Source organism: Paraburkholderia sp. CHISQ3 (assembly GCF_030464945.1).
Classification (GTDB): domain Bacteria; phylum Pseudomonadota; class Gammaproteobacteria; order Burkholderiales; family Burkholderiaceae; genus Paraburkholderia; species Paraburkholderia megapolitana.
This window is the reverse complement of record NZ_JALPRG010000010.1, coordinates 14,849-30,036: the sequence shown is the minus strand read 5'-3', so window position 1 is coordinate 30,036 and position 15,188 is coordinate 14,849. Positions and strand designations below refer to the sequence as shown.

Sequence of the window (15,188 nt, the reverse complement as noted above, 5' to 3'; positions counted from 1 at the left end):
CTTCGTACGCTGTCCCCTACCCTTTGACCACCCGCACGACGATTTGTGACGACGCGTCACGCTCGATCTTCAGCAGCGTGGCGCGCATCTGCGCGAATTCGTCGGGCGTGCACACCTGATGCCCGAACTGCGCGTGCAGGCGCCGCGTGATCTGCAACATGCGCGTCGCGGGATCGAACACGTAGTGCGACGTGTAGTCGAGAAAGCGGTCGCGCACGGCCGTATCGTTGGGTAGATCGGTCATGTGCACGGTATCGGGCAACGTGATCTCAGCCGTCTCGTCGAAATCCCCACCGATGCACACCCACGGCTGCGTGCGCTCCGGTTCCGCGAGCCACGCCTGCACCTGTGTCCCGAGTCCGCCCGCGAGACTCGTCAACGCGGGTAGCGCCGTCGTTCCGTCGGGCCAGACAACATGTTCGAGTGTGCCTTCCATCGACGTCGTGAACGGACCATCGGTTGCCGCGACATCGCTCGTGCTCACGCGCGCGATGCCGAACAACCCGGTCTGCCGCAGACGGTCGGCGGCAAGCTGCTGGGCCTGCCGGCGAGTCGCGCGGCGAAACACGTTGCGCTCGAGTTCGGCGGGCGCGCCCGTGTCTTCGACTCGGTATGCGAAGCTCGCCGTGCCGCTCGCATCGATGTCGATCTGCAACCGCGTGTTGCGCCCGCGCGGCTGTGTAGCGGGCGTACGCGCGAGCACACCGTCGTCGACGAGCAGCACCGGCCGGTCCATCACGCCCGCCGGCAGATAGCCGAACGCGACGCCGCCCGAGGTCGTGTCGGCAAAGCGCTGCAACTGATCGATCCAGACGATCGCGTGATTGATCGCGCTGTTGCCGTAGCCCGGCACCGTCGGCAGCGTATACACCGGACCGAGATTGAGCAGCACCGCCTGACTGTGGATACCTACCGCCGCAAGCAGAGCGGTGTATAGCGCGACGTGGTCCTTGCAGTCGCCGTAGCGGTTACGCAGGATGTCGACGGCCTTGTGTGGAACGGCCGCGGTCTCGCCGAGAAAAAGCGCGACATAGCGGATGTTGAAGCGCATCCAGTCGTACAGGACACGCGCTTTTGCAACCGGATCGGTGAGCCCCGCGGTCAACGACTGTGCAAGGCTCACGATCGATGGATCGGCCATCGTCGGATCGGTTGCGGCCGAGCGGTAGTGCGCCGCAAACGACGCGAAATCCGGTACCGTCGACACCATCAGCCGGTCGCCCCATGATGCGTAGCCGACCGCGCCGGCTTCGGTCGGTGCATACGGGCCGTGGCGGTATTCGAAGGTATAGCGGGTGCGGCCGTTCTCGCTGACCGGCGGCAGTGCCGTGTAGCCCCGTGCGTCTGCGTAGAGCGGCACGTCGTCGGGCAGATCGAAGATCAGTTGTTGCAGTTCGACCGGGCCGCGCGTCGGTTCGACCAGATACGCAAATGTGCCGGCCTGTAGCGGGATCGTGCGGGTCTTGCGAAACGCGAGATGCACGCGTGCGCCCGGTTCCACACCCGGAAAGATCACCGTGCGCAGCACGCCGTCCTGGAACGTCGGCGCACCGGCGGAACGCGGCTCCTGCACATCGCGGATCGCTTCAGGGCCGACCGGATGCACGACGCCGTTGCGATCGATGGTTTCCGCTTTCAGCAGTTCGACATGCTCGATGTCCTTGTTGAACCACACGTAGCGCTGCGCGATGTCGTCGACGCCGCTCGTCGTGTTGGCGCGCATGATCGTGTCGTCGCGCTCTTCGATGGAGCCGTCCTTCTGCACGATGAACAGATGCACGTCGCGTTCGAGCGTGGACGGAGCGGGATCGTCGGAGGTGGTGGTTTCGTCGGCATAGACCGCGGATGCGCTGCATGCGCCGACCAGCAACGGTAGCGCTGCTACTGCGCGAAGGCGGCGAACGAGGCGGCTCATGTAGGTTGCGCTCCGCCGCGCTGCGGTGTGCATGCGCCGGGCAGTCGGACAACGAATGTCGGCCGCTCACACCGTGTCACGCTGCGTACCGTGCCCCGACCGGCAGCACCGTCGCCTCGGACACGGGCGCAGCGCGCAAATGCCTGTCTCAGTTCCGCAGCAAGTTTGTCCAAGATGTCACCTCGTCGGCTCCGTATCCGCGTTTTAGCACATTGCCGACGTACACGCCGACAACGCGCCATCACCGCTGCCGCAACTCCGCTCCTTCATCATGCGAAAGCCGCACGAAAAAGAACAACGAGCAGAGCGTCAGCGCGCCGACCACGAAGAACGCCGGCGAAAAATCGCGCGCACTCAGTAGCGCGACGCTGCCGCCATAAAGATGCGCGGTCAACGTCACCAGCGACGCACCGAATGCGACACCGATACTGATCGACAGTTGCTGCGCCATGCTCGAGAGCGCGGTGGCGCGGCTCATTTTTAGCTTCGGCATGTCGGAGTAGCCGAGCGTATTGAGCGTCACCATACCGAGCGAATTGAACAAACCACCAAACAGCAGCACGACGAAGATCAACAGATGTGGCGTGCCTGGCCGGAACAATCCATAGCACGCGTAGAAGCAACCGGTCAGCGAAGTCGCCCCGATCAGCAACGTGCGAAACCCGACGCGGCGGATCGCCGATGTCATCACCGCGCGCACGCTGAGCGAGCCGATCGCGGTCGCCACACTGAGCGATCCGGACTGCAACGGCGATAAACCGAAACCGAGCTGGAACATCAGCGGCAGCAGGAACGGCGACGCGCCGATTGCGATACGCAGCGGCATGCCACCGAGCACCGCGGTCCGATACGCGCGATAGCGCAGAATGCCGGGGTCGACGATCGTATCGGCGCGGCGGCGGCTATAGAACCAGTACGCAAGCAGCGACAGCGCGCCGGTTGCCGCAAACACAAACGTGACAGCGGATGGCACGAGCCCGCGACCCGCGGTATCGAGACCGCCGACCAGACCGACGAGTCCCGTCGAAAGCAGAATGAAACCTGCGAGATCGAAACGCTCGATGAGCGGCTCATACGCGCCGTCGATAAACTTCAGCGCGAGCAGCACACCGAGCACGCCGAACGGCACGTTCAGCAGAAAGATCCAGCGCCACGACGTAATCGTCACGACGAGCCCACCGAGCAGCGGCCCGGCCAGCCTGCCGATCGCACCGGGCACGGTGAACCAGACCATCGCGGCGACCATGCGCGCGGGTGACACGCTGCGCAGCAGGATCAGACGGCCGACCGGCACCATCATCGCGCCGCCCATCCCTTGCAGTACGCGAAACACGACGAGTTGCGGCAGCGAATCAGCGAGCCCGCACAGCGCGGAGCCGAGCGAAAACAGCACGATCGCACCGCAGAACACACGGCGCGGGCCAAAGCGGTCCGCGAGCCAGCCGCTCGCCGGCAGGAACACGGCGAGGCTTAGCAGATAGGACGTGATCGCGAGGTTCAGATGCAGCGTCTGCACATCGAGCGAACGTGCGATGGACGGCAACGCGGTTGCCATGATCGACGTGTCGAGGTTTTGCAGAAACAGCGGACAGGCAACGATGAGGGGGACGAGTCGGGCGCGGTCGGTCATGCGGTTCTTTTACCGCAAAATCCTGTCTTGCGAAACCCGTCCCCTACCCGCTCAACGCGTGGCTTCGTCGATCGCACGCAGCAGCGACACAGCAATACCCTGCGCGGCGACCTGCACCTCGTCGAGCGAAGGAAACGTCGGCGCAATCCGCAGATGCCGGTCGTGCGGATCGTCGCCGTGCGGGAACGCCGCACCCGCAGGCGTCAACACGAGGCCCGCGGCCGCGGCCAGCTCGACCGTGCGCTTCGCGAAACCGGTCGGCACATAGAGGCTGATGAAGTAACCGCCTGCCGGCTCGTTCCAGCTCACGTCGGGCACACCGGCTAGCCGTTCGCGAAAGGCCGCAATCACCGCATCGAACTTCGGCCGCAGCAACGCACGATGACGCTCCATCAATTGATCGACACCGGCACGATCGCGCAGCACCTTCACATGGCGCAACTGGTTCAGTTTGTCCGGGCCGATCGTGCGCACCGCGCAGCGCTGCTGCCACCACGCCACGTTGCGCGGCGACGAGGCGAGGAACGCGATGGCGCCGCTCGCTATCGTCACCTTCGACAGCGACGCGAAGATCAGCGGGCGGTCCGGATGCCCCGCCGCCACACACGCGTCGAGTACGTTCGGCGTCGTGTGCCGTGTGTCGGTCAGATGATGGAAGCGGTACGCATCGTCCCAGAACAGACGGAAGTCGGCTGCGGCAGTCGGCATCGATGCAAGCCTTCGCACGACCTCGGCCGAATAGATCGCACCGCTCGGGTTGCTGTAGAGCGGCACGCACCAGATGCCCTTGATCGATGCGTCGTTACGCACAAGCGCTTCGACGACGTCCATGTCGGGACCGTCGTCGGTCATCGGCACGGGGATCATGCGAACACCGAGCGCGGCGCAGATCGAAAAGTGACGATCGTAGCCGGGCACCGGGCACAGAAAGGCAACGTCGTCGCGCGACCACGGTTCGCCGTCGGGCACGCCAAACGACATCGCGAACGCAAGTGCGTCGTACATCAACTCAAGACTCGAATTGCCGGCGGCCACGACCTGCCCCGCCGGTACATCGAGCAACGACGCACCGAACTCGCGCGCTTCGGGCAACCCAAGCGCGTGCCCGTAGTTGCGGCAGTCGAAGCCGTCGCGTGCGCGGAACCCCGTCGAACCTGCTTCGTTGAGCAACGCCCACGCGAGGTCCAGTTGCTCCGGCGCGGGCTTGCCGCGCGACATGTCGAGACGCATGTCCCGTTGTTTGAATTCGTCGTAAGTCTTCGGCATTGCACGGGTCTCCGGGCCGCGGCGGCGGCAAGTCAGTGAAGTCGGCCCAGTATGCGCAGCGTCGCTGCATTCAGACAAACGCGTTATATTGAACGCTTCAATCAGATTTTCTGATGGCTCACGAATCACGCATGTCCACTCAAACAATCAAGTCTCTCGATCTCGACGTTCTTGCGATGGTGGTCGCCGTCGCCGACGCCGGCAGTTTTGTGCGCGGCGCGGCGCTCGTGCATCGTTCGCAGTCGGCGCTCAGCATGCAGATCCGCGCGCTCGAAACCGCCCTCGGCAAGACGCTTTTTGTGCGCGGGCCGCGTAACGTCACGCCGACGCAGGACGGCCAGTTGCTGCTCGCATACGCGCGCCGGATGCTTGCGTTGCGTGACGAGGCGTGGGCGTCGATGGTTCATCCGGAGGTCAAGGGCCGCGTCGCGATCGGTGTGCCCGACGACTACGCGTCGTCATTGCTGCCCGCCGTGCTGCGCAAGTTTTCTGCGAGCTACCCGAAGGTCGAGATTCAGGTGATCGGTTTGCCGAGTCACGCGCTCGGACCGCTCGTGAAGGACAGCAAAGTGGACCTTGCCTGTGTGACGCGGATGAAAGGATTGAACGGCGAGTTCATTCGCTTTGAGCCGATGGTCTGGGCAGGTCCCGGCGCAGCAGGTATGGAGGTATGGAAGGAGCGGCCGCTGCCGGTGGCGCTCTTCGGCACCGGCAGCGTTGCGCGGGCCAACGCGATCCAGGCGCTGGAGCGCGCGAAGATCGCCTATCGCACGTCGTACGAAAGCCCGAGCCTGATGGGACTGTTCAGCATGGTCGAGGCCGGTCTCGCCATCGCGCCGCTAGCCCGCTGCGCGGTGCCCGCGCAGTTCGTGCAGCTTGGGCGCGCGCATGGCTTGCCCAACCTGCCGGAACTCGAAATCGTACTGGCGCGTAGCGCCCGTTCGAACCGTCCGCCCTGCGACTTTCTTGCGGAACAGATTCTCTCGGAACTGCGGCTTTAAACATACGCATTCAATCGCTTTCACCGAGTCGCCCGAGCAACTGCTGAAGTTTCTCGACGTGCCGTTGCAACATCTGTCGATGCTTCTCGATCTGTTCGAGCCGACCCACGAGATCCGCACGATCGGGACCGTCGAGATCGCCGGCCGCGATCACGTCTTCGACCTTGGCGCGCAACGCAGCGAGTTCGACGGGCGGCCGTCCGAGATGCCGTTCGAGCCGTCGCACATCCTGCATGGCCAGATCGCGCACCTTGCGAAAATGCACGAGCCGCCGATGCGCTTCGACATCGACGCCTTCGTCTTCGCTGCGCCGCGCCGCGGGTTGCCCGAAGATTGGTTCGGGCGGACGCAGCACGGTCTTCTTGCGCACCGGATGCGCAGTGCCGCGAAAACGCGCGAGCGGTGTTTCGTTGTCGATCGCAGCGCGCGCCGCCTGGGGCACGTCGCGCGCTTCGTGCGGCGCGTCCATCCAGCCTGCCGGCAAGCCGGTCACGGACTCGACACCGCGCGCGAACTCCTCGCTGAAATCGCGCTGACCGGACAGCATCAGCTTCAAATAGGTCGCGGAGAACGTCATCATGCGTGCAAGCCGGGTTGCCGCGCCGACTTCGCGCGTCAACACGACGAGGTTGGCTCGCCATATGTCGAGCCGTGAATCATTCGGATCTTTCATCGCTGAGTCTTCCATCTATCTCACCCGATGTTGATGTGATGTTTGATGTGGCGTCGGTGTCGTGTCGATGTGACGTCGATTTCACGTTATTGCGCGACGGTGCTGCTGTGCGCCATGCATGGCTCCACAGGGTAGCCGTATCGCAGTCTGTCATGCAACCCGCATACCAGGGTTTTCCAGAGGCTTTACGAAGGACGTCCGTAGTGGGGAGCGTTTGAAAAAGACCGCCGGTGTGGCAGGTCGTTCCATGCGTTCGATGCGCGCGCAACGATGCGTTTCGACACAACAGGCTCGCGCGGCGGCGCTGCGCGCCGCAAGCCGCTCAAAATCCAGCCGAGTATCCCGTCTAGAAAACGACTGCGCCGACGCTGCGTTGGGATGCTAATCTGCGCGGGTTTTGCAGATTTCGCCATTACACAATGTAACGATTTTTATCGTTAATAATTCAGGGAGAACGAACATGACAACGACGGAGACATGTCTGCTGATCGTCGCACTGCTGCCTTTTGTGTGGACCGTTTGCGCCAAATCGAAGAAGGGTTACGACAACGGCATGCCGCGCAACTATCTGGCGAAGCTGGAGGGCTGGCGTGGACGTTCGGTCGGGGCCCATCAGAACGCGTGGGAAGCGCTGGCGCTGTTCACAGCGGCACTGGCTGTCGTCTGGCACAAGGGTGTGAACACCCCGCACGTCGATCAGTTGGCGATCGCGTTCGTCGCCATACGGGTGGTGCACGGGTTGCTCTATCTGCTGGGCTGGGCGCCGCTGCGTTCGCTCGTGTGGTTTGGTGGGATGATCTGTATTGTGTTGCTGTTTATTGCGAGCGCGTAAGCGGAGGCAACCGGTGAATTCCAATGTGCATACAACCAAGATTCGGCGGATCGCAGTTTTGACGGGTTTGCTGCTCGGCATGGTCGTGGCATCCGGTGGCCACGCTCAAGGGCACGACCCGCAAACGCCAGCCGATTTAACGTCGCTGCACACAGCAGCGACGAAAGGTAATGCACAAGCAGAACTCGCCTATGGCAAGGCGCTCTATGAGAAACAAGACCCGGCGCTCCGCGATCAAGCGGCTCTCTGGGTCCAGAAAGCCGCCGACCATGGCCTCGCCGAAGCGTGGTACTGGCTTGGTTATGCGGGGTTAGGTAAAGAGCAACCGGTCGTGTATTACGAGCACGCGGCCGGGATGGGATATCCACCGGCATTTCAGGAAGTGTTCGACGCGCTGCTGTTTCGCGCAGGCGCGTCGGCGGATGTCGACGCGGCAAAACGCTACGCCGATCTTGCGCGAAAACTCAAGATCGATCTCGGCGTGTTTACCGCAGAAGAGCTGACTACCATCGATCGCTGCCAGCAAGCCGGCGCTCCCGATCTGCCGCCACGCGATCAACCATCGCCCGCCAGGATGACGGCTTTGAGCAATGCCGATTGCCCGGACTATCAGACAAACGCGAAATCGCCAGCGGACTGGCAGCGATATCGCGAGTGTCTGCTCTCGCAAGACCCTGTCGATAACAACCAGGTCGCCGAGGTGTATGCCAATGGATGGGGTGTCAAACGCAACCCCAGTCTGGCCATTGCGCTGGTTTGCCACGCGAGCACCGTGCCCGCCGAACTCGACGGTATGGTCGCGGCGCTTACGGAAACCCGAGAGCAAAGCACCTTGAAGACGCCATTCAGGTTTTGCGACTACGCCAGCAGCGGCATGAACTCCGGCATGTGTAGCGCCGAGAGCGAGAGGGTTCTAAACAAGCAGCGCAACCGCGAAATCGCCAGCCTGACGCGGACGTGGACCGCTCCACAGAAGGCGTCTTTTGGCGCGCTGCGTGCGGCGGCGGAGGCGTTCTATTCAGAGCACGCGCAATCCGAACAAGACATGAGCGGGTCCGCGCGCGCTTCGTTCATTGCCGACGAGGAGTCGAGCTTGCACGCTGCATTTCTGAAAGACATCAAGCAATTCGAATCAGGCAAACTTCCGCCACACGCCGACTTTGCGCGCGCAGACCAGCGGCTAAACGCGATCTACCGGAAAATCATGCAGCGCAAAGACTGGTCGGACGAAGGGACCATTACCGCAGACGGCATCCGGAAAACCGAAAAACTGTGGATCACCTATCGTGACGCGTGGGTCGGATTCGCCGCTTCGCGTTATCCGGACAGCAGCGCCAGCGACTGGAAAGCGTGGCTAACCGACCAGCGCATCGAGCAATTGCAAGGCTTTGCATCCTGAGCGCACGTTTAAGCCATCAGGACGAACGATAGATATCCGCCCGAAGTATCTCCATGAAACGCGCCGGATTCCCAAGCTCCTTGAAGCCGTATTGTTTATAGAGGCCGTGAGCATCGGAAGTCAGAAGCAGCCAGCGCCTTAGACCTTGCAGGTCCTCGTGCTCGACGACGCACTGCATGAGGCGCTTGGAGAGCCCCTTGCCGCGATGGTCTTTGAGCACGAACACATCGGCAAGCAAGGCGAACGTCGACCGGTCCGTGACGACGCGCGCAAACCCAACCTGTTCGTCTCCGCGGTACGCGCCGAAACACAGAGAATTCTGGATCGCTCGCTCCACCGTTGCTCGCGGGATACCGAGCGACCAGTAGCTCTCCTCCGCGAGGAAGTGGTGAATCATTCCCACGTCGAGACGCCGTGTATCGGTTGAGATTTCGTATTCGTCTGCCGCTGATTGTGTCGACATTGACTTAGCTCCCTTCGACACGAGCGAGTGCGGTCTTGAGCAACGTCTCGAGCAACGGCTCGACACGCGCAGCCAGCGCCTCGTCGTACGCGTACGGCATCTGCTCCTGCATATAGGTGATCTGCGACAGCTCCAGCTGAACAGCATGCACGCCCTGCTGCGGCTGGCCATACTGCCGCGTGATGTAACCGCCCTTGAAGCGCCCATTCCCGATCGCCGTATAAGCGCCGTGCCGTTCGACGATCGCGGCAAGCTCGTCAGCAAGTCCGGGCACCGCGCTCGCACCGTTCGACGTACCGAAGTTGAAGTCCGGCAACCGCCCTTCGAAAAACCGCGGCACGCGCGAGCGGATCGAATGCGCTTCCCACAGCAGTACCTTGCCGTGCTCCGCCTTCAGTGCGGCAAGTTCGCCCGCAAGCGCCGTGTGATACGGCTGCCAGTAAAGCTCGCGACGACGCTCGACTTCCGCGTCGGTCGGCAGATGGCCGTCGCGATAGAGCGGTTCCTTCTCGAACGTATCGACTGGCAGCAGCCCTGTCGTGTCCTGCCCCGGATAAAGATTCGCGCCATCGGGCGGGCGGTTCAGATCGATCACGTAGCGCGCGTAGACCGGCGCGAGTATCGATGCGCCAAGGCGTGCAGCGAACGCGTACAGCCGGTCCAGATGCCAGTCGCAATCGTCGACGCGCTGCGCGACCGGCGTCATCGTCGCGGCGATATCGTCGGGAATGCGCGTGCCCAGATGCGGGATCGAAATCAAAAGCGGCAGGCTTCCCCGTTGCAGCGAAAAAACCGGCGTCGGGTTCGAAGTTTGCGAAGTGTTCGGTGGGTTCGATGTATTCGAAGCGGTCATATCGGTACGGTCGGTATCAGTGGAAGGAAGCCGGATCGCTCAGGCTAACAGATCGGCCAGCGCCGCGCGGTACTGCGCATAAGCGCGGGCTTCATCGCGATGACGCCGGTTGGTCACAACCTGCTCGCCGCCGGTATACACATCGCGCACCGGCGTTTCGCCGTGCTCGCAGAACACCGTGCCCGAGAGCCACGTGTCGGCCGGATGACCGGCGATACTCGGGTGCTCCGCGTCGAGCACCATCCAGTCCGCGCGCAGGCCCACCTGCAATGCGCCGACCTTGCGGCCGGTCGCCTGCGCGCCGCCCTCGAGCGCGCCGGCGAACAGCCGGTCGGCCACGCGCGGTGCCGCGGTGCTCGCGAGCACGTTGCGTTGCCTGCGTGCGAGCCGCTGGCCGTATTCGAGCAGACGCAATTCGGCACGCCAGTCGACGCCGATATGGCTATCCGAACCGATACCGAAACGCCCGTGTGCGTCGAGATACTCAGGCGCCGGGAAAATGCCGTCGCCGAGATTTGCTTCGGTCGTCAGGCACAGACCCGCGATGGCGCCGCTCTTCGCCAGCGCCGCGGTTTCGTGCGCATCGATGTGCGTCGCGTGCACGAGGCACCAGCGCGCATCGACATCGAAGCGGTCGAGCAGCCATTGAACCGGCCGCGCCCCTTCGGTCTCGACGCATGCGTCGACTTCGGCGGTCTGCTCGGCGATGTGGATATGCACGGGTGCGCCCGGCAACATCGCGTCGAGCCCTTCAAGCAACGTGCGCAACGAAGCTTCGGACACGGCGCGCAGCGAGTGCGGCGCGACGCCGTAGCGCAGCGCGTGATGCTCGGGCCGTGCGTGTTGCAGTTGCGCGAGCAGTTCGAGCAGTTGTTCCGGCGTATTGATAAAGCGCCGCTGATCGTCGCGCGGCGCACGCGCACCGAAACCGCTGTACTGATACAGGACGGGCAGCATCGTGATACCGATGCCGCTCGCAGCCGCTGCGTCGACAACACGCGCGGCCAGTTCGGCGGCTTGCGGATATTGCGCGCCATCGGCCTGGTGATGCACGTAGTGAAACTCGCACACCGACGTATAGCCCGCCTTCAGCATCTCGATGTAGAGCCATTGCGCGATGGCCGCGAGCCCTTCAGGCGTGATCTTCGCGGCAAAGCGGTACATCAGGTCGCGCCAGCTCCAGAAACTGTCGACGGCGTTGGCGCGGTATTCGGTCAAGCCGGCCATCGCGCGTTGAAACGCATGCGAATGCAGGTTCGGCATGCCCGGTAGCAACGGGCCGGCGGCACGTGCGACGCCTGCTGGTGCTTCGCTGTCGGCGGTGACGGTTGTCAGTACACCGTGAGCGTCCCATTGCAGCAGCACGTTACGGCGCCAGCCGTCGGGCAGCCATGCGTGTTCGGCGAAAAGCGATCGGTCTGCGTGAGTCATGTTTAGACGTGAGTGGAAAGCGGCGCAGTGGGCCGCGTGTAGACGGTTTCGCCGTGGCGCACGACTCGCGCGCAGAGCGGCCTGCCGAACCAGTAGGCGAGTTCGGCGAGCGTCGTGACGGGCCATACGGCGAAGTCGGCGGATCTGCCCACGGCGAGCGTGCCGTGCACGTCGGCCTTGCCGAGTGCGCGTGCCGCGTGCTGCGTCACGCCTTGAAGTACCTCAGGCACAGTCATGCGGAATAGTGTCGTCGCCATGTTCATCATCAGCAGCAGCGACGTGACGGGCGATGTGCCCGGATTGCTATCGGTCGAGATCGCGATCGGCACGCTGTAGCGCCGCAGCAGGTCGAGCGGCGGCAACTGCGTCTCGCGAATGAAGTAGTACGCGCCGGGCAACAGCACGGCAACCGTGCCCGCCGCCTGCATCGCGGCGACGCCCGCTTCGTCGAGAAATTCGAGGTGATCCGCCGACAGCGCGCGATGCCGTGCCGCCAGCGCCGTGCCGCCGCTGTTCGACAGTTGCTCCGCGTGCATCTTCACGGGCAGGTTGCGCCGCGCCGCGGCGTCGAACACGCGCTCGCTCTGTGCGAGCGAAAAGCCGATGCGCTCGCAGAACACATCGACGGCGTCGACGAGCCCTTCGTCCGCGAGCGCCGGCAGCATGTGCTCGCACACTTCGGTGATGTAATCGTCGGCGCGGCCCGCGAACTCTGGCGGCAACGCGTGCGCGCCGAGAAAGGTCGTGTAGACCGTCACCGGATAGCGCTCGCCGAGTTGCCGCGCAACGCGCAGCATCTTGCGTTCGCTGGCAAGGTCGAGGCCGTAGCCCGATTTGATTTCGATTGCGGTGACGCCTTCGGCAAGCAGCGGTTCGAGCCGCGCGGCCGCGTCGCGCAGCAGCGTCGCTTCGTCGGCTGCGCGCGTGGCGCGAACCGTCGACACGATGCCGCCACCCTGCTTCGCGATCTCTTCGTAGCTCACGCCCGCGAGCCGTTGCGCGAATTCGTCGGCACGCTGGCCGCCGTACACGAGGTGCGTGTGGCAATCGACGAGACCAGGCGTGACCCATGCGCCGCCCAGGTCTTCGCGTGGCCATTGTGCGTACGCCGCTGGGAGGTCGCTGGCCGCGCCAAGCCAGTCGATGCGTCCGTCGCGCACCGCAATCGCCGCGTCGGTGAGCGTCGAAGTGGTGTCGCCGTTCGGACAGAGATTCAGGTGATGCCAGACAGTGTGCTTCATCGCGTATTCATAACCACACGGCCGCGTGATCTGGCCTGTCGATGCACGTCCGATGACAACCCGGACGCGCGGGATCGGGATGACAAACGATGCTACGCGTAACGGATCTCGATGGCGAGCAGCGCGATTGCGCCGGGCATGCCTGCGGCACTCGCAACGCACGGTAACGCAGCGGCTGCGTCGATACGTAGCGTGTCGCCAGTCGCGCAATGTAGCGGCGGCATGTCGCCCAGCGTGAGCGTCACCGGCCCCGCCGCGCAGTACAGCAGCACGACGTCGGCGTTCAACGTGCGCTGCATGTCGCGACCGTCGCCACGCCACACATCGAGTGTGCCGGTCGCCGCACCACGTCGCAGCATCAGGTTGAAGTCGCGGGTCGCGCCGTCGACCAGTTGCGCATCGATCGCCGCTTCGCCGCCAAAACGCGCGACGTCGAGCGGCTGTGTCAGCGTGTGCGTGCGCAGGCCGTGTTCGCCGTCATGCGCCGCATGCTCGTCGAGCAGCATGCCCGCACCGGACAGCAGCACGAGCGTCCGGTCGATGCCCGGAAACTTCGAGAACGGCCCTGCTGCCGCGACATCGGCCACGCTCACGCGCCACACGAAAGTATCGAGCGGCGCGCCCTGCGGATGCGCCGCGATCTCACGCGTCACGCCACCGCCGTTCTTCCACGGCGACGCGACGAGTTCAGCTGCGCGGATCAGTGTCGTCTTCAACGTCACAGCAACGCTCAGCGACCAAGCATCGGCAGCTTGAGGTTCACTTCGCGCGCAGTTTCCTGCGCGAGTTCGTAGCCGGCATCCGCATGACGCATCACACCCGTCGCCGGGTCGTTGAACAGCACGCGTTCGATCCGACGCGCCGCCGCATCCGTACCGTCGCACACGATCACGACACCCGAATGCTGCGAGAAACCCATGCCAACACCGCCGCCGTGATGCAGCGACACCCACGTCGCGCCGCCGGCCGTATTCAGCAGTGCGTTGAGCAGCGGCCAGTCGCTGACCGCATCCGAGCCGTCTTTCATCGATTCGGTTTCGCGGTTCGGGCTCGCCACCGACCCCGTATCGAGGTGATCGCGACCGATCACGACCGGCGCCTTCAGCTCGCCGTTCTTGACCATTTCGTTGAACGCGAGGCCCAGGCGATAACGATCTTTCACACCAACCCAGCAAATCCGCGCAGGCAGCCCCTGGAACGCGATACGTTCGCGCGCCATGTCGAGCCAGTTATGCAGATGCGGATCGTCGGGGATCAGTTCCTTGACCTTCGCATCGGTCTTGTAGATGTCTTCCGGATCGCCCGACAGCGCAACCCAGCGGAACGGTCCCTTGCCTTCGCAGAACAGCGGGCGGATATAGGCAGGCACGAAACCGGGGAAATCGAACGCGTTTTTGACGCCCATTTCGAGCGCCATCTGGCGAATGTTATTGCCGTAGTCGAGCGTGGCCGCGCCGCGTTCCTGCAAGGTCAGCATGGCCTGCACCTGCTTCGCCATCGACTGCTTGGCCGGCTGCACGATGCTGTCCGGCGCAGTCTTCTGACGCTCGCGCCAGTCTTCGACATTCCAGCCCTGCGGCAGATAACCGTGGATCGGATCGTGAGCACTGGTCTGGTCGGTCACGCAATCGGGCGTGATGCCGCGCGTCACGCACTCGGCGAACACGTCGACCGCATTGCCGAGCAGGCCGATCGAAACCGGCTTGCCGTCGCGCTTCGCTTCGTCGAGCATGGCGAGCGCTTCGTCGAGCGTGCGTGCTTTCTTGTCGACGTAGCGTGTCTTCAGACGGAAATCGATACGCGTCTCGTCGCACTCCACCGCGACCATCGAGAAGCCTGCCATCGTCGCGGCGAGCGGCTGCGCGCCGCCCATGCCACCGAGGCCGCCCGTCAGAATCCAGCGGCCCTTCGGGTCGCCGTTGAAATGCTGGTTCGCCACCGAGAAGAACGTTTCGTACGTGCCCTGCACGATGCCCTGGCTGCCGATGTAGATCCAGCTACCCGCGGTCATCTGGCCGTACATCATCAGGCCCTTGCGGTCGAGTTCGTGGAAGTGTTCCCACGTCGCCCAGTGCGGCACGAGATTCGAATTCGCGAGCAACACGCGCGGCGCATCGGCGTGCGTACGGAATACGCCAACGGGCTTGCCCGACTGGATCAGCAGCGTTTCGTCGTCGTTCAGATCCTTCAGCGACGCGAGAATCTGATCGAAGCAATCCCAGTTGCGCGCTGCACGCCCAATGCCGCCATACACGACCAGTGCGTGCGGATGCTCGGCGACTTCCGGGTCCAGATTGTTCTGGATCATCCGGTACGCGGCTTCCGTGAGCCAGCTCTTGCAGGTCTTCTCAGTGCCGCGCGGGGCACGGATCGTGCGGGTCGGATCGAGACGCGGGTCGATGTGTTTCGGATTGTTCATGATGGCTGGCTCTCTGGTTCCGGGTTGGGCTCGCGGGTTGAGCTAGAGGTAAGTGATGTGAATGG

At 63.7% G+C, this 15,188-nt stretch carries 13 protein-coding genes; 3 read left to right on the top strand and 10 right to left on the bottom strand.

What is annotated here, in order from left to right; translation table 11 throughout:
- Positions 1-16: 16 nt before the first annotated feature.
- The 3 genes from M0D65_RS22760 to M0D65_RS22750 all read right to left on the bottom strand — a co-directional run bounded on the left by M0D65_RS22760 (position 17) and on the right by M0D65_RS22750 (position 4,811).
- Entirely contained in the window at positions 17-1,915 is a 1,899-nt protein-coding gene (locus M0D65_RS22760; protein ID WP_266254677.1) for a DUF3857 and transglutaminase domain-containing protein, read from the bottom strand.
- 241 nt (positions 1,916-2,156) lie between these two features.
- Positions 2,157-3,545, bottom strand: coding sequence for an MFS transporter (locus M0D65_RS22755; protein WP_266254676.1), 1,389 nt, complete (start codon positions 3,543-3,545; stop codon positions 2,157-2,159).
- Between the two features lie 51 nt (positions 3,546-3,596).
- Positions 3,597-4,811 carry an aminotransferase class I/II-fold pyridoxal phosphate-dependent enzyme gene (locus M0D65_RS22750; RefSeq protein ID WP_266254675.1) on the bottom strand — a complete coding sequence of 405 codons (1,215 nt, stop codon included), beginning with the start codon at positions 4,809-4,811 and terminating at the stop codon, positions 3,597-3,599.
- A 146-nt stretch (positions 4,812-4,957) separates the two neighbouring features.
- Between M0D65_RS22750 and M0D65_RS22745 the strand changes: the two genes are divergently transcribed.
- Complete coding sequence (locus M0D65_RS22745; RefSeq protein WP_266254864.1) at positions 4,958-5,812, top strand: LysR substrate-binding domain-containing protein; 855 nt, start codon at positions 4,958-4,960, stop codon at positions 5,810-5,812.
- A gap of 10 nt (positions 5,813-5,822) precedes the next feature.
- Here M0D65_RS22745 and M0D65_RS22740 read toward each other — a convergent pair whose 3' ends face one another.
- On the bottom strand, positions 5,823-6,485 hold the full coding sequence (locus tag M0D65_RS22740; protein WP_266254674.1) for a hypothetical protein: 663 nt from the start codon (positions 6,483-6,485) through the stop codon (positions 5,823-5,825).
- 460 nt (positions 6,486-6,945) lie between these two features.
- On the opposite strand from M0D65_RS22740, the gene M0D65_RS22735 reads away from it, so the two are divergent.
- Both M0D65_RS22735 and M0D65_RS22730 read left to right on the top strand, forming a co-directional pair.
- Positions 6,946-7,317: an MAPEG family protein gene (locus M0D65_RS22735; protein ID WP_096719211.1), complete on the top strand. Its 372-nt coding sequence runs from the start codon at positions 6,946-6,948 to the stop codon at positions 7,315-7,317.
- 67 nt (positions 7,318-7,384) lie between these two features.
- A complete protein-coding gene (locus M0D65_RS22730) occupies positions 7,385-8,716 on the top strand; it encodes a lysozyme inhibitor LprI family protein (RefSeq protein WP_266254673.1) in 1,332 nt (443 codons plus the stop codon).
- Between the two features lie 16 nt (positions 8,717-8,732).
- On the opposite strand, the gene M0D65_RS22725 is transcribed toward M0D65_RS22730, so the two are convergent.
- The 6 genes from M0D65_RS22725 to hutU form a co-directional block, all read right to left on the bottom strand.
- A complete protein-coding gene (locus M0D65_RS22725; RefSeq protein WP_266254672.1) occupies positions 8,733-9,113 on the bottom strand; it encodes a GNAT family N-acetyltransferase in 381 nt (126 codons plus the stop codon).
- A 70-nt stretch (positions 9,114-9,183) separates the two neighbouring features.
- Positions 9,184-10,032 carry an N-formylglutamate deformylase gene (gene hutG / locus M0D65_RS22720; RefSeq protein ID WP_266254671.1) on the bottom strand — a complete coding sequence of 283 codons (849 nt, stop codon included), beginning with the start codon at positions 10,030-10,032 and terminating at the stop codon, positions 9,184-9,186.
- A gap of 39 nt (positions 10,033-10,071) precedes the next feature.
- Complete coding sequence (locus M0D65_RS22715; protein WP_266254670.1) at positions 10,072-11,463, bottom strand: formimidoylglutamate deiminase; 1,392 nt, start codon at positions 11,461-11,463, stop codon at positions 10,072-10,074.
- 2 nt (positions 11,464-11,465) lie between these two features.
- Positions 11,466-12,704, bottom strand: coding sequence for an imidazolonepropionase (gene hutI / locus M0D65_RS22710; RefSeq protein ID WP_266254669.1), 1,239 nt, complete (start codon positions 12,702-12,704; stop codon positions 11,466-11,468).
- Between the two features lie 92 nt (positions 12,705-12,796).
- Entirely contained in the window at positions 12,797-13,426 is a 630-nt protein-coding gene (locus tag M0D65_RS22705; protein ID WP_266254668.1) for a HutD family protein, read from the bottom strand.
- A gap of 8 nt (positions 13,427-13,434) precedes the next feature.
- Positions 13,435-15,123, bottom strand: coding sequence for a urocanate hydratase (hutU, locus tag M0D65_RS22700; RefSeq protein WP_266254667.1), 1,689 nt, complete (start codon positions 15,121-15,123; stop codon positions 13,435-13,437).
- Positions 15,124-15,188 lie beyond the last annotated feature (65 nt).

Coding starts and splice junctions, on each gene's coding strand:
- M0D65_RS22760 (WP_266254677.1), bottom strand. CDS start 1,915: ATGAGCCGCCTCGTTCGCCGCCTTCGCGCAGTAGCAGCGCTACCGTTG.
- M0D65_RS22755 (WP_266254676.1), bottom strand. CDS start 3,545: ATGACCGACCGCGCCCGACTCGTCCCCCTCATCGTTGCCTGTCCGCTG.
- M0D65_RS22750 (WP_266254675.1), bottom strand. CDS start 4,811: ATGCCGAAGACTTACGACGAATTCAAACAACGGGACATGCGTCTCGAC.
- M0D65_RS22740 (WP_266254674.1), bottom strand. CDS start 6,485: ATGAAAGATCCGAATGATTCACGGCTCGACATATGGCGAGCCAACCTC.
- M0D65_RS22735 (WP_096719211.1), top strand. CDS start 6,946: ATGACAACGACGGAGACATGTCTGCTGATCGTCGCACTGCTGCCTTTT.
- M0D65_RS22725 (WP_266254672.1), bottom strand. CDS start 9,113: ATGATTCACCACTTCCTCGCGGAGGAGAGCTACTGGTCGCTCGGTATC.
- hutG (WP_266254671.1), bottom strand. CDS start 10,032: ATGACCGCTTCGAATACATCGAACCCACCGAACACTTCGCAAACTTCG.
- M0D65_RS22715 (WP_266254670.1), bottom strand. CDS start 11,463: ATGACTCACGCAGACCGATCGCTTTTCGCCGAACACGCATGGCTGCCC.
- hutI (WP_266254669.1), bottom strand. CDS start 12,704: ATGAAGCACACTGTCTGGCATCACCTGAATCTCTGTCCGAACGGCGAC.
- hutU (WP_266254667.1), bottom strand. CDS start 15,123: ATGAACAATCCGAAACACATCGACCCGCGTCTCGATCCGACCCGCACG.